The organism is Xanthomonas bonasiae, from assembly GCF_017163705.1.
In the GTDB taxonomy this organism is placed as follows: domain Bacteria; phylum Pseudomonadota; class Gammaproteobacteria; order Xanthomonadales; family Xanthomonadaceae; genus Xanthomonas_A; species Xanthomonas_A bonasiae.
The window spans coordinates 54,599-75,561 of sequence record NZ_JAFIWB010000019.1; the positions used below are offsets into that span (position 1 = coordinate 54,599).

A 20,963-nucleotide genomic window follows, 5' to 3' on the forward strand; every position below is an offset into this window, starting at 1 on the left:
TTGAGCGCCCATGGCGCGACGAGAGAGAAATGGCGATGGACAAGGATTCCGCTGGGATGGGCACCACGATGGCCGACCGCTTCAAGCGCGGCGTGGCGATGCTGCTGTGCTGCACCGTCACCTGGACCTCGTTGCCGCTCTACGCGCAGGTCGTGCCGGTCGCCAATCCAGGCGGGCAACAGCCGGGCCAGCAGGCGGCGGCCAACGGCGTGCCGGTGGTCGACATCGTCGCCCCCAACGCGCGCGGCGTCTCGCACAACCGCTATTCGCGCTTCGACGTCGGCAGCAACGGCCTGATCCTCAACAACAGCGCCAACATCTCCAAGACCGAACTCGGCGGCTACATCGCCGGCAACGACAACCTGAAGAACAGCGGTGCGGCCACGCTGATCCTCAACGAAGTCACCAGCACCGCCAGCCGCCTGCAGGGCTATACCGAAATCGCCGGGGCCAGGGCGCAGCTGGTGATCGCCAACCCGAACGGCATCAGCTGCGACGGCTGCGGCTTCCTCAACGCCTCGCGGGTCACCCTGGCCACCGGCACGCCGCAACTCGGCAGCGACGGTGCGTTGAACGGCTTCGGCATCACCGGCGGCGTGCTCAGCATCGGCAGCAATGGCCTGGACGCGTCCAACGTCGATCGCCTGGATCTGCTGTCGCGGCAGCTCAGCGTGGACGGCTCGGTGTGGGCCAAGGACCTGCTCGCCAGCACCGGCGCGCAGCGCATCGGCTACGACGGCATGCTGCTGGAGCTGCTGCCGGGCAGCGATGGCGCGGCGCCGTCGATCGGCATCGACGTGGCCTATCTCGGCGGCATGTACGCCGACCGCATCCGCCTGATCGCCACCGAAGCCGGCGTCGGCGTGGTCAGCCGCGGCACCCTGGCCGCGCAGAGCGGCAGCCTGCAGATCGACAGCGCCGGCCAGCTCAGCCTGAGCGGCACCACGGTCGCCCGCGACGACGTGGACCTGCGCGCCGCAGGCGCGTTGACCCAGCAGGGCACGCTCGGTTCGCAGCAGGCCGGCGTGCGCCTGCGCGCCGCGCAATTGAGCCTGAGCGGCGACACCGTCGCCAGCGGTCTGCTCGACGCGCGCGCCAGCGGCAGTTTCGACCACAGCGGGCGCAGCAGCGCCGGCGCGATCAGCCTGTTCGGCTCCGAACTCGATGCCGGCGGCACGTTGTACAGCAGCGGCGCGTTGAGCCTGGACGCGAGCGGCACCCTGCGCAACAGCGGCGTGGCCTACGCCGGCGCTGCGCTGACGTTGCATGCCGGCGGCAGCTGGCTGCAGAGCGCCGGGACGTTGCAGAGCGGTGGCGCGATGAGCGTGCAGGCGGCACGGATCGATGCCGCCGGCACGCTCGATGCCAGTGCCGGCCTTGGCGTGCGCAGCGACGGCGACATGCGCCTGTCCGGGTTGGTCCAGTCCTGGCAGGACGCCGCGCTGCAGGCCGGCGGCCGCCTCGACAACGCCGGCCAGCTCAGCGCCGGCGGCCGCGTGGACATCGCTGCGGCGGCGATCGGCAACCGCGCCAACGGCGTGCTGTCCGCCAGCGGCGACGTCGCCCTGGCGACCGCCGGTACGCTGGACAATGCCGGCACCGTGTACGCCGGGCGCGACCTGCGGATCGACGCGGCGGCCTTCGCGAATGACGGCAGCAGCTATGCCGGCCGCAATGCGGACATCGCCAGCAGCGGCGTCACCCGCAGCCGCGGCAGCCTGGTCGCTGGCGATGCGCTAAGCGTGAACGCGGCGCAGTTCGCCAGCAGCGGCGAACTCGGCAGCCAGCGCGGCACCACCAGCCTGTACAGCCGCGGCGATCTCGCGCTCGACGGCGCCGTGGCGGCGAAGGGGGCGCTGACGGCGCAGGCCGCGGGCGACCTGCACCAGTCCGGCACGCTCAGCGCGGCCAGCGCGCAGCTGCAGGCGGGCGGCGACGCGTCGCTTGACGGCACGCTGAAGACCGACGGCGCGTTGCAACTGAGCGCCGACGGGCAACTGCGCAGTTCCGCCACGATCGCCGCGGGCGGCGACGCCGATCTGCATGCGCAAAGCGCGCTGCTGCAGGCCGGGCAGATCCAGTCCGGTGGCGCGCTGCGCCTGCAAGGCGCGGACATCGACCAGTCCGGCGTGCTCGACGCGGGCACCACGCTGTCCCTGCGCAGCGCCAACGCGATGCGCCTGGCCGGCACGCTGCAGGCACGCGGCGACGTCGCGCTCGACAGCGCCGCAACGCTGCAGAACCAGGCGCAGGTGATCGCCGGGGGCGACCTGGCGGTGGCCGCCGGCAGCCTGGACAACGCCAGCGGTGCGGCCTTGTCGGCGAGCGGCGATGCCGCCATCGCCAGTGTCGCCGCACTGCGCAACGACGGCAGCCTGCATGCCGATGGCGCCCTGCGCCTGAGCGCCGGCAGCTTCGCCCAGGCCGAAACCGGCAAGGCCTATGGCGGCACGAGCCTCGACCTCGCCGCGACCGATGCGCTGGACAACCGTGGCGACCTGGTCGGCGGCGGCGACGTGCGCATCGCCGCCGGCAGCATCGCCAGCAGCGGCCAGCTCGGCAGCCAGCGCGGCGAGCTCGCGCTCGACAGCCGCGGCGATCTGAACCTGGATGGCGTCGTGGTAGCGGCCGGTGCGCTGCGCGCCGCCGCGCTCGGCGATGTGCAACAGCGTGGCGGCGTGCAGGCGCAATCGGCACAGTTGCAGGCCGGCCGCGATCTGACCCTGGCCGGCTCGCTGCGCAGCGCGACGACGCTGCAGCTGCAGGCGCAGCGCGCGTTGAACGTGGGCGGCCAGGCGGTCGCAGGCGGCGATCTGGGCATGCGCGGCGCTAGCGTCGCGCTCGGCCAGGACGCCGTGGTGCAGACCGCCACGGCGCTGCAGGTGGACGCGGGCACGATCGACAGCCGCGGCGCGCTGGATGCCGGCACGGATCTGAGCCTGCGCAGCAGCGGCGCCCTCTCTCTGTCGGGCATCGCCCAGGGCGGGCGCGATGTCGCGCTGCAGGCGGATCAGGCGTTGGACAACCAGGCCCGCGTCTTCGCCGGCCGCGATCTGACCCTGAGCGCGGCCAGTGCGACCAATCGGGCGCAGGGCGAACTCTCGGCGCAGGCGGCGCTCGATGCCCACGTGCAAGGCGCACTCGACAACGACGGCACGCTGCAGGCCGGACAGGCGCTGACCCTGAGCGCAGGCAGCCTGCAGCAGAGCGGCCGTGCCTACGCCGGCGACACGCTGACCGTGCAGGTCGATGGCGCACTCGACAACCGCGGCGACCTGATCGCCAAGCGCGATGTGCGCGTGGCCGCCGGCAGCGTCGCCAGCAGCGGCCAGCTCGGCAGCCAGGATGGACAGCTGCTGGTCGATAGCCGTGGCGACGTACAGCTCGACGGCAGCCAGATCGCGGCGACCACGCTGCGCGTGCAGGCGGTCGGCGATCTGCAACAGCGCGGCACCACCAAGGCGCAGTCGCTGCAGTTGAGCGCCGGGCGCGATCTGAGCGTCGCCGGTTCGCTGCAAAGTGCCGCGGACCTGCAATTGCAGGGGCAGCGCGCGCTGAGTCTGGATGGCCAGGCCGTGGCCGGCGGCGCTGCGCAATTGAGCGCGGCGAGCATCGCCACCGGCGGCAACGCCGTATTGCAGAGCGCCGCGGCGATCACGCTCGACGGCGCGACGATCGACAGCCGCGGCGCACTCGATGCCGGCACCGATCTGCGCCTGCGCAGCCAGGGCCAGCTGACCCTGGCCGGCATCGCCCAAGGCGGCGGCGATGTCGTGCTGGACGCCGGCGCTGCGCTGGACAACAGCGCCCAGGTCGTCGCCGGTCGCGATCTGCACCTGAGCGCTGCCAGTGCGGTCAACCGCGCCACCGGCACGTTGGCGGCGGCGGCCACGCTCGACCTGCGCGTCTCCGGCCTGCTCGACAACGCCGGCCGCCTGCGCGGCCAGAATTCCCTTCTGCTGCAGGCCGGCAGCTTCCAGCACAGCGGTGAGCTGTACGCGGGCCAGGCGCTGGATCTGCACAGCGCCGGCGCGCTGGACAACCGCGGCACGCTGATCGCCGGCGGCGACCTGCGTATCGACGCTGGCAGCCTCAGCAACAGCGGCCAGCTCGGTAGCGAGACCGGCCAGGTGACGCTGAGCAGCCAGGGCGACATGCAACTGGGCGGCAGCGTGATCGCCGCGCAGGCGCTGAGCGCCAGTGCGCTCGGCGATCTGCAGGTGGATGGCGCGCTCAAGGCGCAGTCGGCCACGCTCGCCGCCGGCCGCGACCTGAGCGTCGCCGGTGGCGCGCAGACCGCCGCCGCGCTGGAGCTGCAGGCGCAGCGCGCGCTGCGCGTCGATGGCCAGGCATTGGCCGGCGGCGACCTGCGCCTGAGCGGCGCCAGCATCGCCACCGGTACGGCCGCCGTGCTGCAAGGCGCGGCGGCCGTGACCCTGCAAGGCGGCGCCATCGACAGCCGCGGCACGCTCGATGCCGGCACCGACCTGACCTTGCGCAGCGACGGCGCGCTGGCGATCGCCGGCGTGGCGCAGGCCAAGCGCGACATCGCGCTCGATGCCGGTGCAGCGCTGAGCACTACCGGCCAGATCGTGGCCGGCCGCGACCTGAGCGTCGCCGCGCACAGCATCGACAACGCCGCCAGCGGCACGCTGGCCGCGCAGGGCGCGCTGCAACTGGCCACGCCTGGTACGGTCAGCAACGCCGGCAGCCTGCAGGCCGGCCAGGCCATGACTCTCGACGTCGGCACGCTGCAACACAGCGGCCAGGCCTACGCGGGCGATCGCCTGACGTTGCGCGCCAACGGCGCGGTGGACAACCAGGGCGACCTGATCGCCAAGCGCGATCTGCAGGTAGACGCCGCCAGCATCGCCAGCAGCGGCCAGCTCGGCAGCGAGACCGGCCAGGTCGCGCTGACCAGCCAGGGCGACCTGCGTCTGGGCGGCACCGTCGCCGCGGCGACGCAACTGAAGGCGCAGGCGCTGGGCGATCTGCTGCAGTCGGGCACGCTCAGCGCGCAAGTGCTGGACCTGCATGCCGGGCGCGATATCGCCATGACCGGCCAGGTCGCGGCCATGCAGTCGCTGCAGATCCAGGCGCAGCGCGACCTGCGCGTGGACGGGCAAGCCAACGCCGGCCAGGCCGCGTCGCTGAGCGCAGGCGCCGCATTGAGCACCGGTAGCCAGGCCGTGCTGCACAGTGCCGGCGCGCTCGCACTGACCGGCGCGCGCATCGACAGCCAGGGCACGCTGGATGCCGGCACCACGCTGGCGCTGACCAGCAGCGGCGATCTCGCGCTCGCCGGCATCGCCCAGGCCGCGACAACGCTGAACGTGAATGCCGGCGGCGCGCTGAGCAACGCCGCGCAGGTCGTGGCCGGCAGCGATCTGATAGTGAGCGCGGCCAGCGTCGACAACGCCGCCAATAGCCTGCTCGCCGCGCAGGGCGATGCGACGCTGACCGTGAGCGGCGCGCTGGACAACGCGGGTGCGCTACGCGCGCGCCAGCGCCTGCAACTGGATGTCGGCTCGCTGCAGCAGACCGGGCAGAGCTACGGCCTGCAGCGCCTGGGCCTGACCGCCAGCGGCGCCGTCGACAACCGCGGCGACCTGATCGCCGGCAGCGCGCTGCGCGTGGAAGCGGCCAGCGTCGCCAGCAGCGGCCAGCTCGGTAGCGAAAGCGGCGACGTGGCGCTGGTCAGCCATGGCGATCTCGCGCTGGGCGGTACGCTGGCCGCGGCCGGTGCGTTCAGTGCCCAAGCCGGCGGCGCACTGTCGCAGACCGGCGCGCTCAGCGCCGCGAGCACGCTGCAACTGCAGTCGCACGGCGACCTGACCGTGGCCGGCACGCTCTCGGCCAATCAGCTCACCCTGACCAGCGATGCCGCACTGCTCCAGCGCGGCACCGTCAACGGCAGCGACGTCGCCTTGCAGGCGCAGCGCATCGACAACGCCGGGCAGACCCTGTCCAGCGGCAACCTGAGCCTGCGCGGCGGCGACATCGCCATCGGCGGCGTCGCCGCGGCCGGCGTGCGCAGCGACGGCAGCCTCGGCGGCAGCGGCGCGCTGGACCTGCATGCCGACCGCACCCTGAGCGCCAGTGGCAAGCTGATCGCCGCCGGCAACCTCACCGCGCAGGCCGCCCAACTCAACCTGGCCGGCAGCACCACCCGCGTCGGCGGCGATGCCAGCCTGACCGCGAGCAATGGCCTCGATCATCGCGGCGCCGATCTGCTCGCCGGCGGCCTGCTGACCGTGCGCGCCGGCGGCAGTCTCGACAACGGCACGCTCAACGGCATCGGCGGTCAAATGCAGGCCGCGCGCCTGGACCTGGGCGCAGCGTCGTTGCGCAACACCGGCGGCACCCTGGTGCAGAGCGGCAGCGGGCAGACCCGCATCGCCATCACCGGCGCGTTCGACAACGGCAACGGCAAGCTGGCCACGAACGGGCAGGATCTCAGCCTCAGCGCTGCATCGCTGAACAATGCGCAGGGGCGCATCGAACACGCCGGCACCGGCACCGCGACGCTGAACATCGGCGGAGCCGTCGCCAATGCCGGCGGCCGCCTCCTGACCCAGGGCCAGCTGCAACTCGGCGCCAATGCCGGCATCGACAACCAGAACGGTGGGATCGCCGCCGCCGGCGACGCCACGTTGACCGCGGCCAGCCTGAGCAATGTCGGCGGCAGCGTGTCGGCACGCAGCTTGAACACCCAGCTCGGCGGCGCGCTCGACAACCGCAGCGGCGTGCTGCAGGCCTCCGGCGGCACCCTGACCGTACGCGCCGACAGTCTCGACAACCGCAGCGGCACGCTGCAGGCGATCGCCAGTGGCGGTACCGGCGGCGATCTGCGCGCCGACATCGCGCATACCTTGAACAACGATGGCGGCCTGCTCGGCGCCAGCAACGACGCCAGCGTCGGCGCCGAGAACCTCAGCAACAGCGCCGGCACCGTCCAGGCCGGACGCGACCTGGCGCTGACCGCGCGCGGCCAACTCGACAACCACCAGGGCGGCCGCATCGGCGGCGGCCGCGATCTCAACGTCGCGGTCACCGGCGCACTGCTCAACAGCGGCGGCCAACTCGACAGCGGCAATGCGATGACCCTGTCCGGCGGCCGCATCGACAACAGCCAGGGCAGCATCGCCAACAACGGCGGCGGCCTGACCCAGCTCACCACCGGCGGCGAATTGCGCAATGCCGGCGGCAGCCTGGGCGGACGCGGCAGCGTCGTGCTCAACGCCGCCAGCGTGGTCAACAGCGACGGCCAGCTGGTGGCCGGCGGCGATCTCGTCGCCAACACCAACGCACTCGACAACCAGCGCGGCAACATCTACGCCGGCAACAGCTTCCTGTTGCAGCGCTCCGGCGCCACGCTCGACAACCGCAGCGGCACCATCAAGGCCGAGCAGGCGGTACGCCTGACCCTGCAGAGCCTGAGCAACAGCGGCGGTCGCATCGGCGCGGGCAGCAGCGTCGGGGGCACCGGCGACGTGGTCATCGATACCGTCGGCTTCGACGGCAGCGGCAACATCCTCGCGCAGAACCTGCTCGACCTGACCGTGCGCAGCGACTACACCCACCGCGCCGGCGCCGACATCACCAGCAATGGCGACTTCCGCCTTAGCGTCGGCGGCAACATGGTCAATTCCTCCGCGCTGAAGGCCGGGCGCAGCCTGAGCGTGACCGCCAACAACATCAGCAACGGCGCCGGCGCGACGATGCAGGCGGGCAACACCCAGTTGACTACCGGCGGGACCATCGACAACGCCGGCGACATTTCCGCCAGCAACAACCTGCAGCTCACGGCCGGCAGCGTCACCAACACCGGCAGCCTGGTCGGCGGCAACGTGCTGGTGGACACCGGCACCCTGGTCAACGGCGCCGACCTGGGCAGCGCCACCGACAACGCGGCCTACGGTTCGGCGCTGATCGGCGCGACCAACGGCATGACCCTGCTGGTCCGCGACCAGTTGCTCAACCGCGACGCGAAGATCTTCAGCCTGGGCAACATCGCCATCGGCGCCGCGCGCGACGGCGGTGGCACGCTCACCGCGCGCACCGGCTTGGTCAACAACCTGTCCGGCAGCATCGAGGCCGATGGCAGCATCCTGATTGCGGCCAATCAGCTCAACAACCGGCGGCTGACGATCACGACGGCCACCTCGCAAGTGTCTGCCGACGAGCGCGCTGCGGCGAATCAGACCATGCCGGAGCAAGAGCTTCGCAACGATCCGGAGCCGGCCAACTACCACGGCCACAATCTCGGCGTCTTCCGAACCTTCGACGCACAGGAAAAGGAAAGAGTGACCGGCGCCAGCGCCGAAGGCCGCATCGCGGCGGGCGGCAATATCGCATTGTCCGGCAGCGTCACCAACACCGCTTCGACAATTGCGGCAGCGGGTGCGCTGTGGATCAACCAGCGCGGTGTCTCCGGCTTGGCCGACGGAATGATCGCAGGCAGCGAGAACGTGCTCAATCAGGCGCTCGCGCTGAACCAGCGGTTCAACTACACCGACAAGGAATACACGGCCAGCGTACGTCAAGGCGGCTGCACACCTCCTCCAGGGAAAATGGCCTGTAGTGCCGAGGACGCGGAAGAACAGGCCAGTGGCGGCAACATCGGTGGGACGGCGGTATCCGTCGTCGGCTCCGGCACCACGGATAGTGCCTACATCGCCCTCGCCGCCAACATGACCGGCGGCCAAGGCGTGTCGATCAACGGCGCGACCATCAGCAACGGCGCCGTCGGTAGCGATGGCCGCAGCATCGGCGGTGCCGCGTTCAACGCCACGCAAGGTACGGCACTGAACCGACGCAGCGCGCAGAGCGCCAGCGGCGTCGGCAATAAGGCCGTGCAGGCGCAGGCCGGCACGGCCGCGGGCGGCGCAACGGTCGGCAACCGCATCGTCAGTGCCAGCATCGGCCCGATCCGCATCGCCGACGGCGAGGCCTCGCTGGTGAAAAGTGTCGAGACCTCCGCGGTCGATGTTCAGGCGCAAGGCGTACAGGCAGCGCTCGACGGCAGCGGCGATGCCACCCGCAGCCAGATCCAGGCCGGCGGCGCGCAGGCCGTGCTGGCCGGCGCCAACGTCGCCGGCCAGCGCCAGCAGATCGACCCCGGTACCGGCAACGTGCCGCAAGTGGTCGGCGGCATCGGCGCCCCGCTGGGCAATATCACCCTGCCGATCGGCGGCCTGTACAGCCTGGTCGGCGCCAACGGCGCCAGTGTCAACGCGCTCGGGCGTGCAGCCAACGGCCTGGGTGGCGTCAACGCCAACCGCAGCGCTGGCCCCGGTCGCCGCTACCTGATCGAGACCGATCCGCGCTTCGTCAATTACGACAACTTCATCAGCAGCGATTACCTGCTCGACAAGCTCGGCGTGGATCCGGAGTGGACCCAGACCCGCCTGGGCGATGGCTTCTACGAACAACGCCTGGTGCTGGACCAGATCACCCAGCTCACCGGCCGCCGCTACCTGGGCAACTACGACGACGGCGTGGCGCAGTACCGCGCGCTGCTGGACGGCGCCGTGGCCGAGGCCGGCGCGCTGCACCTGGATGTCGGCGTCGCGCTGACTGCCGAACAGGTCGCCGCGCTGACCCACGACATCGTGTGGATGGTCGAACAGGAGTACCAGGGCCAGAAGGTATTGGTGCCGGTGGTATACCTGTCGTCCAGTACCGCGCTGACCCTGCGCAGCGACGGCGCCTTGCTCGCCAGCGACAATGGCGACGTCTCACTCAACGCCACCGCCGGCCTGAGCAACAGCGGCACCATCAGCGGCGTCAACGTCAGCGCTACCGCCGGCAACCTGCTCAACCAGGGCCGCATCGCCGGCACCGGCACGGTCAGCCTGCAAGCGCAGCAGGACCTGCTCAACCTCGGCGGTCAGATCATTGGCCGCGACGTCCTGCTGAGCGCCGGCAATGACATGCTCAGCAGCACCAGCGGCGGCTTGCTGAATGCAGGTTCCGGCATCACTGCCGACCGCAATCTCCTGATCAATGCCGGCCATGACCTGACCCTCACCGGCGCCACGGTGCAGGCCGGCGGCAGCGCCGCGCTGCAGGCCGGAAACAACCTGGTGCTGCAGCCAACGGCAAGCTCGGAAGAACGCGGCTTCACCCGCGACGGCGCGACAACGACACTCGCCACTGGCGCCGACCTTTCGCTGCTCGCCGGCAACGACCTGCAACTGCACGGCGTAACTATCACCGCTGGCGGCGACGCCGCGCTGCAGGCCGGCCACGACCTGTCGCTGACGCCGGTCACCGATGCCAACGGCAAGGCCACGGTGCGCACCAGCATCGTCACCGACGGCAGCCTGCAACTGGCGGCCGGCAACGACATCACCATCCGCCAGGCGGAAGTGAAGGCCGGTGGCGACCTGATCGCTGCGGCCGGACACGACTTGAACGTGACCTCGGTGCTGGGCGAGAGCACCACCACCACCGACCACAGCCGCCAGGGCAAGACCAAGGTCACCACGACCACCACCACCCAGGACCTCGACCAGCAGGCACTGACCGCCGGCGGCAACCTGATCCTCAGCGCCGGCAACGACGTCAACCTGGTCGCGGCCAAGCTCGACGCCGGCAAGGGCCTGGCGGTGGTCGCCGGCAACGACATCAACAGCACCACGCTGACCACGGTGGACAGCAGCGACACGCTGGAGACGCGCAAGCGATTCAAGCAGACCACCAGCACCACCGATGAGACCGTCCACGGCACCGAGTTCAGCGCCGGCAGCGACATCGCCATGCAAGCGGGCCATGACATCAACCTGACCGCCGCGCAGGTTTACTCCGAGACCGGTGCCGTCGCCTTGACCGCCGGCCACGACGTCAACCTGCTCGCCACTCAGGAGCAGCACGACGCGGAACAGGACATGCAGAAGAAGAAAAAGAGCTTCCTGTCCAGCAAGACCACGACCACGCATGACGATTGGCACGACAGCTTCGCAATAGGAACCTCGCTCAGCGGCGACACCGTGCAGATCAAGGCGGGCAACGATATCGCCGTGGTCGGCTCCACGGTCCTGGCGGACAACGATGTGCGTCTTGTCGCGGGCCATGATGTCACCATCAAGTCTGCCCAGGATCAGAGTAGCGAGGAACACAGCAGCAGCCAGAAGAAATCCGGTTTCAGCGGCAGCTTGTCCGGCGGCGTCGCCAGCGTGGGCTATGGCAAGTCGCGCAGCGGCAGCGATACGGCCACGGAGACGACCACGCAGGTGGCCTCGGCGGTCGGCTCGCAGCACGGCAATCTGCTCATCAGCGCAGGCGATCAACTGATCATTGCCGCGTCGGACGTCGCCGCAGGCAAGAACCTGACCCTTGCGGCCAAGGACATCGCGCTGCTGGCGCGCCAGGACACCACCGACACGCAATCCAGCCTGTCCAGCAAGTCAAGCGGGTTCTCCGTTGGCGTGACCTACGATCCGGGCGCAGCGTACCGCAGCGCTCGCGATTCGACGACCGACAACATGCCCGACAGCGGCTCGGCCATGGGCAAGATCAGCCGCCGGGCCGAGGGCGACATGGCCGGCACGGCGGCAGCGACCACGGCGGTGGTGATCCAGACCGGGGCGCATCGCTCCAATGATGCGCAGAACGACAGCACCAGCGACGCGCGGGTCAGTCAGCTGAGCGCCGGCGGCAACCTCACCCTGCTGGCCAGCGATGGTTCGATCACCAGCCAGGGCGCGCAGTTGTCGGCGGAAGGCAATGCCTTGCTGCTGGCCAGCCAGAACATCGTGTTCGATGTCGCGCACAACACCGAGTCCAGCGGCAACGCCAGCACCGGCAAGGGCTGGGGCTACGCCAACAACACCGCCAGTCCGCCGTTCGGCAACTACAACCAGAAGGGCGATGGCAACGGACAGTCGGACACGATTACCGGTACCCAACTGTCCGTTGGCGGCAATGCCAGCCTGACCACCACCAAAGGCGACATCGCGCTGACTGCCAGCAACATCGCGGCGCAAGGTGATGTCGCGATCCGCGCGGCGGGCGACCTGACGATCCAGAGCGGACAGGATACCGTTGGCAACGCCAACACCTACAACAACAAAGCCATCGGCACGGTGGTCATCTCCGACACGGAGCGCTTCGCCGGCTACCACACCGAGGACCATCGCGATGACAGCGCGCAGGTCACGCAAGTGGCCAGCAGCGTGGGCAGCCTGGGCGGCAGCGTCAGCCTGACCACGGGCGGCGCCTACACCCAGTCCGCCAGCAATGTGGTGGCGGCCAAGGACGTGGACATCACCGCCGCGTCGATCGACATATTGACTGCCAACGACACGCACTCGGCCTCGTCGCAGGACGACACGCTGAAGTTCGGCGTGTTCGCACGGGTGAAGTCGCCGCTGATCGACCTGATCAACAACGTGGATGCGGCACGCAATTCCGACGGCCGGTTGTCGGCGATGCAGGGCATGGCCGCCGCGGCCAATGGCTACCAGGCGGCCAGCGCGATCAGCAGCACCGCCGGCGGCGCCGGCAGCGGTTCGCTGGTCAGCGTCGAGGCCGGCGTGGGCTATGCGACCAGCACGGAACAGTACAAGGGCAGCAGCCAGACCTCGCAAGGCTCCACCATCAGCGGTGGCGGCAACGTCAGCCTGACGACCACGCAGGGCGACCTTCATGTGGTGCAAGGCAACCTCAGCGCGGGCAGCACGCTGAGCCTGGACTCGGCACACGATCTGGTGCTGGAAGCGGGCAACTCCAGCAGTTCCGAGCACAGCAAGGGCAGCAATGCCGGTGTGGAAGTGGGCGTGGGCGCATCGGTGGGCGCGCAGACCGGCGTATACGTGTATGTGCAGGCCAGCGTGGGCAGCCACAAGTCGGATGCGGAGAACAGCACCTGGCAGAACACGCAGCTGGCAGGCCAGAACATCTCCCTCACCTCGCAAGGAGACACTACCTTGCGCGGCGCAGTGGCCAAGGCCGACCGCATCGACGTCCAGACCGGCGGCGACCTGACCATCGAGTCGCTGCAGGACACCGCCAACATCCAGTCCAAGGAGAGTGGCTACGGCGGACGGATACAGGTGTCCTTCGGCAGCGCCTGGGATGCCAGCGGCTACGCGAGTTCGGCCAAGGCGAGCGGCAATTCTTCGGGAGTGACCGAACAGTCGGGCCTGTTCGCCGGGGAGGGCGGCTACCACGTCACCGCCGGCAACGTGAACCTGATCGGCGCCGGCATCGCCAGCACCAACGCGGACAACAGCGAGCTGACCGCCGACTCGCTGACGTATACCGATCTGAAGAATCAGATGGACTACAGCGCCGCGTCCGGAAGCATCAGCGGCGGGTTCGGGAGCACAGGCAATGGTCAGTCCACTGGCGCCGATGGCGATACGGTGGGCGGCCAGGCCAAGGACATCGGAAATACCATCGCTAACGGCAACTATGGTCAGGCCAATACCGCCAACTTCAGCGGCGGCGTCCCGATGTCCGAAAGTGGCAAGGACACCTCGACCACGCGGGCCACGCTGACCGAAGGCAAGATCGTCATCGGCGGCAAGCACACCACGGCGGCGGAGACGGGCATCAATACCGACGCCAGCATTGCAAACGAAGTCCTCGCGACGCTGCCTGACGTGCGCAAGCTCATGGTCGATCAGCAGGCGATGGGGGCCGCGGCCGGGACAGTGATCCAGACCGGCCAGCAGATTGCCGGGGATATCGCGGCCAATGCGAAAACTAAGGCCGATAACGCACGCGAAGCGTATCGGAGGGGACTGGATGAGGATGGCCTGGCGGCGTTCGATGCTCTGAGTGCTGAAAAACAGCAAAACCAGCTGTTGGACAATAGTGCCGACTACAAAGCCGCGTACGACAGCCAACGGCAATGGGGCACCGGCGGCGACTACAGCAGAGCGCTACAGGCGGTCACGACGGCGCTGGTCGGCAGCGTGTCGGGCCAGGCCGCCAGCCAGGTGGCGGGCAACGCGCTGGCGCCCTATGCGGCACAACTGATCGGCCAAACCTTCGACGCCAACCACGGCAGCGATCCGAATGCAGCGGCGCAGGTGCTCTCGCACGCGCTGCTGGGCGCGGTGCTGGCGGAAGTGAATGGCACGTCCGGAACAGGCGGCGCCTTGGCCGGTGCCGGTGGCGAACTTGCAGCTCAGTGGCTGACCAAGGAGCTGTACGGCAGCGACCCGCGCGCGATTGACCCCGAGAGCGGCAAGTTCAACCCGAACCTGCTTCCGGAAGAAGACAAGCAGACGATCGTGGCGCTGTCGCAGGCGGTCGGCGCGCTGGTGGGAGGGATGACCGGGGGCAGTCTGAATGATGCCGCCATCGGAAGCGGCATTGCACGCAATGCGGTGGAAAACAACTGGTTGAAGGAAGATGAAGCCGCCTTGAAAAAGGTCGCTCAGACCGAGTGCACGGCAGCGAACAAACTGTCATGCGACATCGTAGACGCCATAAATAAGTTAGATGAAGCACGGGACGCTGACTACGCTGCAAATGTCGCCTTGGCGAACGCGAATATGGATTCGGACGGTATTCCGCACACGCTTGGCGAACTCGACTTCTATATGGGAGGCTACTGGAAAGCCAACGGTTTGGGCGGTCAAAAGGACGCCATATTTACAAACGCTCTAGTTCGTACTTACCCGACATTTGGACAGGATCTCTACGATCTTCTAGGAAATTCACCAAGGCTGCTGCCGGACTTGTTACTCGGTAAAAATACATTCGTGGCTGCGGGGATACTGAATCAAGGTCTTTTAACTGCCGGTGGTGAGACGTTTGCGGCATGGCAGGATCTTGTCCAGCCCGGCCAGGCGAGCAATTATTTCACTGGTAAGCCTGTGGAGGGCGCAGATGCTTGGTCTGCACGCTTCCTGAGTGCTGTGGGAATAGTCCAGACTGCTTTGACAGGAGGCGGGAGTAACGTCGCACGCGCCGGTATGAACGCTGCCGGCGAAGTAGCTGAGACTGGCACCTTGGCCGGTGCTACCGTTCCTAAAGAAACTTCAAAAAATCTGCTTGGCAATGCTGATAAAATGCTTCCCGATGCCATCAATGGCGATGGCTTGTCTCGCCGGACAGCCAGGGATGTAATAAGCGAAATAAATTCGGGAAATCTTCCTGGAACACCTATCGGTGGAACCGGTTCGCCCCGTGAAATGCTGCCTACTTCCAATCCCAGTGCGGCGGCTGAGGGGTTTGCAATGGAGTTCTTCGGGGGTAAAGTCCCATCTGATGCGATTCTTATGAAAGATGGAGCATGGCGAGCACAAATTCCAGGGGGTGATACGTGGGTTACATATCGCCCAGCAGGAGTGGCGAGCGGAAAGACAAAGTTAACTACAGCCACAGTAGAAATAAATAGGCCTGATGTAAACTTGGTGAATGGTAATAAGCCATTGAAGCTTAAATTTCCATTGACTGGGGAAACTGGGCCTGGGGGTTAAAGTGAAGCATATGAAAAAAGAGATTGTTAAAGAGCTGGCAATTATTATGGATGTGCTTATTCTCAGCGAAATGCCGGTTATATTTTTTGGGATGGATGGCACGGGGCTTGATGAGTATCCTGTGTGTTCTGCATCCTCTCAGCAACTATCGGTAGACATGATTTATCGGTTTATTAAGTGTGGGTTAGTAGAATTTTTTCCTGACGACTGGGTGGCGGATGCTGGGTTTAAAAGTATTGATGACTATTTTGAAAAATTAGCCAGCGTCGACAAAAATAAAAAATCAACTTCCGTTGAGGGAATGTCTAGGCAACATGCTTTGGATATGGGGGTTTGGCTTGAACCTCAGCTGGTTTCAACTGATTTTGGAGAATCGATTTTTAAAAGATGTTTTGCGGGCAGGGATGTGAGCGATAACGAATGCCTCGATAAGTTTAGAGAAGAGCTTGAAGGTCTATTTAAAAAAAACAATGTTTCATGGGCGAATAAGTCACTAATTCCTCTTAAATTCAAAGATGAGTAGGTGTTTTGGGTAAATTCAAGCTATTAGTTTTATCTAATAACGGGGCCAGAGGAAACAACCGTTTGGAAATTCGCTGCAGGTGCTCGGCGCCAACGCACTGGGCCGCGCCGCCAAAGGCCTGGGCTGCGTCAACGCCAACCGCAACGCCGGCCCCGGTCGCCGCTATTTGATCGAGACCGATCCGCGCTTCGTCAATACGACAACTTCATCAGCAGCGACCAGTGGCTGGCCGGTCTGGGCTGTGAGGCCACCGGGATCGATCAATGGCTGTATCCGGCCAAACGGCGGCGCAAGCTGTACCCGAACCTGCGCGTGGGGAGGGAGGCGCTGGCCCGAAGCTGGCCCATGGAGCCGGTCTGGAGGTTGCTGCAGCGACTGCGAGAACTTCCGGAACACGTCCTCGACCAGATGGTTGCCCCTTCATGAAAAACGTGGGGATGCCTCCATTCTGATCATGTTTCACGGCGCAAACGTGCGCTGGCGGCACATGGCCCCTTGGAAAGGCGTAGTTTCCCAGAGCAACGCGACCGTTGTCGGACGATCAAACAGCTTCAGAATCTCGGCCCGCAGCCGCTATCGCTACTTCAAGTCACGACGAGGTCAGAATGGAACTACTACCCAAGCTTTTTCTGCTGACCGCATCTTTCGCTGCAGCTTGTCCAGCCGCGGCCATAGCCGACGACGACGAGGACGAGGACGAGCAGGCACGGGTCAACCCCGATAACCAGGCGCGGATCCGCTTTTTTGGGCAGGCCGTGATTGGCCTGGAGTTCTATCGCAACACCATGTGCTACGGCGGTGATGCTGAAAGCGAAACGCCCTCCAGCAGCGGCTTCGGCGGTGCCTTCGGCAGCAAGAAGAACATTTCCCTGGGAATGCCGGTCACCCCCAATGTCACCAACCTCAAACAGCGCAACGGCATCTTGGCCAAGGCGTTTTATCGCGAATACGCCATCACCGCCGGCGAGCCCATCGCCATCCACGCTTCGTATTATGAAACCACAGGCTCATCGCCCTACTTTACTTCGCCAAACGGCATTTCGCGCGGCTGCGACGATTTCGGCGTGTCCTTTGTCCCCGAAAAGGGCCAGGACTACGAGGTCGCCCTGGATCTCTCGCGCCAGTACTGCCATCTCACCATCTCCAGGATTAGCGAAACCAGCGACGGCGTAGCGCTAGCTCCGGTCGAACTCAAAGACGCGCAGGAATGTAGCGACGAATAGGGCCGCTTTGCTGCCGGGTGTGCCAACCGGCATGTGCGAACGCCGGCATTGGTTTCCGGGAACCAGGGTCAGAGTGTACTTTCCCAACCGAAACTCAGGCGCTTACTCGACCTGCGGATCTGCGCGAATTTTCGCTCAAGCTCAGAATTGCCGTGCATTCGTATGTTTTGATGACCAAGCATGTGCACTTGCTACTCACCAGCCAGCAAGCCGGTACGACGTCAGCGCTGATGCATTCGCTAGGTCGCCGCTATGGACGAGACAGCTGCCATCCGTCTCAAGCCGCGGCGCGACATGCGCTGGGCAACGACCGCTTTCGTACTGCCATTGAGCGTCAACTTAGCCATCATGCAGGCCCGCTGCGGGATAGATCGGTAGCCGAAGTTAAACTGATGGGAGAGAAAAAGTGCACTCTGACTCCGTTTCTGCAGAATCGTTACTGGATATCTGCTAATACTCCAGAGAATCCTAAGTCATGAAAAATAATTGTAATCTAATAGAAAAAATCTAAATTTAATAGTTTCTGAGTTAATCAACCAGCCTGGCGTTGCGGTTCATTTTCCCAATTGCGGGATGTCATATTCGGATCAAATGGATCAAATGATGGGGTGGATTGATGATGCGGGAGAGTACAGTTTGGCTTATGAAAATATAGTGTGTCTATTGGATAAATATCCATTCAATTTATCAGGTAAGCTGGCGGTAAAGTTGCTTGAGGTCGGGCTTATTTTTGGTTTCAAGACTGAGTTGGAGACAGATAAAGAATTCGATATTCGCTGTAAATAGGGCGAACTAGATTCTGTCACGTAGAACGTGAGCGGCATGCCTGCGGTCTCTAGGGTATTACGGCCTGAGCAGCCGCGCGATCTACTAGCGTTTCTGCTCCGCATTCGACGGCCGCGTCGGCAGCAAGCTCAAAGCCAGGCGCAGGTCCGCCGTGCTGCTACCGAGCTGGGTGGCCAGACGGGCGCTGTCGGGATCGTAGGCGGCCGTCAACGACAGCAACGGCAATGCATCGCGCGGAGCGTAGGCACTGCCGACCACATGGCCCGCTTCGCCGTTGCGCGAGCGGGCCTTGTCGAAGGCGACGTCGCTGCCGACGAATTCGGCATGGGTCTTGTCGCCGCGGAGGTAGGGCAGCAGCCATTGCACGCTGCGCGCGAGCGAGGCGCCGTTGCGCGCCTGCCAGTGATACAGGTCGTCGCCACGCTCGGAGAACGCCAAGGCGAGCGTCACCAGGGGGCGCAGGTCATAGACATGGTAGGACAGCGCATCGCGCTCGATGAAGTCGATGCTCTGACCGTCCGGTCGCAGGTTGTCGCCGATCTGTTGCTTGAAGCCATCCCTGGCGTAGGCGATCAATGCGTCGTCGTCCAGCGCGATGCCGATCAGGCCGACGGTCTTCAGGCGATGGCTATGCCAGTTGTTGGTGGCGGTCTTGCGCTTGGGATCGCGCGACGCGATCTCGGCGCGCGCAATGCGCCGCATCCAGTCGTCGACGTCATCGCGGGTGCCGGTCGGCAGCGATTTCCTGACGATGCGATAGGCAAAGATCGCCGGCTCCAGGCCCGTCTCGTCGATGGGTTGGCCGGTAGGCTGGTTCACTGCGGCCCATCGTCCTAGATAGTCGCCGGCTTTCGTCGCATAGCGTTCCTCGCCGGTCAGGGCATAGGCCACGGCCAGTGCCTGGATCTTGCGCATGTCGCCCAAGCTGGCTTCGGTGCTTGCCTTGACGGGGTCGCCTTTCAGCCGGCCGGCGGTGCTCAGCACGGCGATAGGGTGCGCGGTATCGTGCAGCGCGGCGTTGGCCAGGCGCAGTTGTGCGGCAGCCGCGTCGTTGCCGGTGCCGAGTTGGCGCCATTGCTGCTCGGTCGGCCAAAGGCGCTGTATCGCAGCGGCCGGCGCGCATGGCGACAGGACGAGGACGGCTATGGCGAGGCTAGCTCGCAACCCGGCGAAAGACATAGAAGGCACTCCGTGCGACGGCGGCGACTCACGATTTTGGCGAATCTATGCCCCGCGGCATGAACCGGACATGGCTTCAGGCGCGAGCGTGCGAATGCGGCGCGCGTTGACCACGTCCGTGTGTGGATGCACCAGGCCGAAGCCGACCATCACCATCGACAGCGGTTGAACATAGCGCGCGAAGATGCGGACGACAGGGTATCGCTAGCCTGCGTTGTCAGGACTATCCCGACAGTGCGTCGGAGATGCTCGGATGGCGGAGCTGCCTGCAGCGCAAGACAATGCAGCAGCGCCGAATCGCTGTCAGGGGATTTCGTTTCGTCGCCGATCGCTCGCTTCGCAGCACGGCACACCGCATTCCAGCGATGCGGTCTTCCTGTTCCGCCTGCACAAACATCCCCTATTGAAATTCCAAGGAAGGATCGATCCATGGTCGGTAGAAAACTCTCGTGGCTGTGCCTGGTGTCGCTTGCCGCGACGACCGCTTCTTGCGCCATCGTCAAGAACGCCCCGCAACTCTTCCTCTACGACGAGCCTACCGACGGCGAGCGCACGCGCCTGCGTCTGCTGGACGCGACCGACAACGCCGTGATCTATCCGGGCACCACCTGCAATCGCGGCCATGTACCCGGCTTCGGACGGGTTGCGTTCTCTCCGTTGACTGCGCATCGGAACCTGCAGATGCCGCGCTTGAGCGATACACCGAAGCGCTCGCTTGAACTCTATGTTCGTTCCGAGCAGCCGGTCGTGCTGTCATTCGACGCCGGCGCGTCGGCGCCTGCCGCACCGTGTCCGCCTGCGCCGCCCGGCTATCGGATGGTCTGCAATCGCCCGATCGGCCATGGTCCCACCTGTATCGCCGCAGGGACGTTCGTGCCGCAAGCCGGGCAGGACTACGAAGCCGTCCTGAACACCGCGTCCGGCGGGTGCAGCCTGGATATCTATGCGCTCGTCAAAGACGCCGACGGTCGGATCGATCGGCGTTCGGTGCCCAGTCGTTCGCCCACATGTCCCGCCGAACAGCAACAATAAGGAACGTTCCGTGTCATTGAAAATATGGATGTATGGGGTCGCTGTCGCCGCCGTGGTGCCTGCGTTGGTCGGTTGCGCCAGTACCGGCAAGAAGGCCGCCTTCGTCGAGCCGGTGCAGACCCCATTGACCGTGCTCGCCAGCACCGACTCGAAAACGCGCGGCTTGCGTGTAGTCCGGCGCTCGCACACCGCCAAGATGACAAGCGTGAAGGTCATGCAGGGCGTGTTCGGCGCCATGAGTGGACAGGTAGTGACGGGATTCAAGAAGGAGGATCTGCTCGGCGACCCCAACGAGGCCATCGTCGATCCTGCGCTGAGTACGCTGCCGGCTGCGCTGGAAAAGAGCTTGCATGCGTATGCCGCCGCGCATCCGCAGGATCTGCCGCCAGCGATGTTCAAGGTGAAGGCCGAGGACTGGTTGCTCGTTTACAAGTCGCTGGGAGATGCGGACACGCCGTACGAACTGCGCTTTGCGGTCAGCATGCAGGCGCGGCCTGCGGATGTGGGCGGCGTACGTCAGGCGTCGGTGACGCAGCGTTGCAATCCGGGCGTCATTGAGTTGCCAATTGCCGACTGGGAGGCCGACGACTACGCCAAGGTCAAGCGGCGGGCCGATGAGCTCTCCGAACAATGCGCCGCCGAGTTCGCGCAGAGCTTTCCCGAACTGTTCCACACAGCCGAGAGCGTGGCGGTAACGCAGCAGTAGCCCTGCTGTCGCTGCATCGACGTTGCCGGCGCCGCACTTGTCGGCAGGGCCGCCATTGCCGGGATGGCGGCTAG

Annotated in this window: 7 protein-coding genes and 2 pseudogenes; 8 read left to right on the top strand and 1 reads right to left on the bottom strand. The window is 65.9% G+C overall.

Translation table 11 applies throughout. The annotated features are described in order from the left end of the window. Nucleotides 1-56: 56 nt before the first annotated feature. The 6 genes and pseudogenes from JR064_RS15520 (at nucleotide 57) to JR064_RS15540 (ending at nucleotide 17,972) form a co-directional block, all read left to right on the top strand. Nucleotides 57-15,440: a hemagglutinin repeat-containing protein gene (locus tag JR064_RS15520; protein WP_241093103.1), complete on the top strand. Its 15,384-nt coding sequence runs from the start codon at nucleotides 57-59 to the stop codon at nucleotides 15,438-15,440. Nucleotides 15,441-15,450: 10 nt separating this feature from the next. Beyond that, nucleotides 15,451-15,963, top strand: coding sequence for a hypothetical protein (locus JR064_RS15525; protein WP_206230335.1), 513 nt, complete (start codon nucleotides 15,451-15,453; stop codon nucleotides 15,961-15,963). Nucleotides 15,964-16,057: 94 nt separating this feature from the next. Continuing rightward, nucleotides 16,058-16,209 (top strand): annotated as a pseudogene (locus JR064_RS23405) (S-layer family protein); the annotation flags it as partial. After that, a pseudogene (locus JR064_RS15530) lies at nucleotides 16,186-16,389 on the top strand (IS4 family transposase); the annotation flags it as partial. The pseudogenes JR064_RS23405 and JR064_RS15530, both read left to right, overlap by 24 nt. 179 nt (nucleotides 16,390-16,568) lie before the next feature. Next, complete coding sequence (locus JR064_RS15535) at nucleotides 16,569-17,186, top strand: hypothetical protein (protein ID WP_206230336.1); 618 nt, start codon at nucleotides 16,569-16,571, stop codon at nucleotides 17,184-17,186. 603 nt (nucleotides 17,187-17,789) lie between these two features. Further along, nucleotides 17,790-17,972 carry a hypothetical protein gene (locus JR064_RS15540; protein WP_206230337.1) on the top strand — a complete coding sequence of 61 codons (183 nt, stop codon included), beginning with the start codon at nucleotides 17,790-17,792 and terminating at the stop codon, nucleotides 17,970-17,972. A gap of 84 nt (nucleotides 17,973-18,056) precedes the next feature. Here JR064_RS15540 and JR064_RS15545 read toward each other — a convergent pair whose 3' ends face one another. Further along, the gene (locus JR064_RS15545) at nucleotides 18,057-19,151 is read right to left on the bottom strand and encodes an alginate lyase family protein (RefSeq protein WP_241093104.1); all 1,095 of its coding nucleotides are present in this window, start codon (nucleotides 19,149-19,151) and stop codon (nucleotides 18,057-18,059) included. Between the two features lie 429 nt (nucleotides 19,152-19,580). Between JR064_RS15545 and JR064_RS15550 the strand changes: the two genes are divergently transcribed. Next, complete coding sequence (locus JR064_RS15550) at nucleotides 19,581-20,183, top strand: hypothetical protein (RefSeq protein WP_206230338.1); 603 nt, start codon at nucleotides 19,581-19,583, stop codon at nucleotides 20,181-20,183. A 10-nt stretch (nucleotides 20,184-20,193) separates the two neighbouring features. Beyond that, nucleotides 20,194-20,889, top strand: a complete 696-nt coding sequence (locus JR064_RS15555; RefSeq protein ID WP_206230339.1) for a hypothetical protein — start codon at nucleotides 20,194-20,196, stop codon at nucleotides 20,887-20,889. Nucleotides 20,890-20,963 lie beyond the last annotated feature (74 nt).

Bases quoted from the DNA above. Each gene is read 5' to 3' on its own strand.
- JR064_RS15520 (WP_241093103.1), top strand. From the start codon at position 57: ATGGGCACCACGATGGCCGACCGCTTCAAGCGCGGCGTGGCGATGCTG.
- JR064_RS15525 (WP_206230335.1), top strand. From the start codon at position 15,451: ATGAAAAAAGAGATTGTTAAAGAGCTGGCAATTATTATGGATGTGCTT.
- JR064_RS15535 (WP_206230336.1), top strand. From the start codon at position 16,569: ATGGAACTACTACCCAAGCTTTTTCTGCTGACCGCATCTTTCGCTGCA.
- JR064_RS15540 (WP_206230337.1), top strand. From the start codon at position 17,790: ATGGGGTGGATTGATGATGCGGGAGAGTACAGTTTGGCTTATGAAAAT.
- JR064_RS15545 (WP_241093104.1), bottom strand. From the start codon at position 19,151: ATGTCTTTCGCCGGGTTGCGAGCTAGCCTCGCCATAGCCGTCCTCGTC.
- JR064_RS15550 (WP_206230338.1), top strand. From the start codon at position 19,581: ATGGTCGGTAGAAAACTCTCGTGGCTGTGCCTGGTGTCGCTTGCCGCG.